This window comes from Chryseobacterium pennae (assembly GCF_003385515.1).
Lineage (GTDB): Bacteria > Bacteroidota > Bacteroidia > Flavobacteriales > Weeksellaceae > Chryseobacterium > Chryseobacterium pennae.
Window position 1 is genome coordinate 1 of sequence record NZ_QNVT01000085.1, and the last position, 419, is coordinate 419.

Below are 419 nucleotides of genomic sequence, written 5' to 3' on the forward strand. Positions count from 1 at the left end.
CAGCCATCGATATTGTTTTGAAAATACGGGAAACTATGGACTTCTTTTAGCTAGTTTGTTGGAAGAAAGGCAACTTCTCTATTATCAGGTTCCGGCTTTGGAAATAAAGCTGAGTCAGGGTATTCAAAGAGGAAAGAATGACAAGGTTGATGCCTGGAGAATAGCCCGATATGCAAAAATGCATGAGCAGGAACTTATCCCTTCTGCACTTTCTGAAGAAGTACTTTTTACAATAAAAAATTTTCTTACTTACAGAAATTTTCTAATAAAAGTAAGGACTCAGTTTAAGAACGAAAAAAAGGCTTTTTATCAAGTGAGTAAAATAGCTGATGTAATCTATGAAATGGAGGAAATAATCCAGCAAATAAAAGCTTTGGATGATAAAATTGCCTCGGTAGAAGAGAAAATAAAACAACAGA

At 34.4% G+C, this 419-nt stretch carries 1 protein-coding gene; it reads left to right on the forward strand.

What is annotated here, in order from left to right:
- Nucleotides 1-419 (forward strand): IS110 family transposase (locus DRF65_RS28235; protein ID WP_165852334.1); only part of this gene is annotated, 419 nt, incomplete at both ends.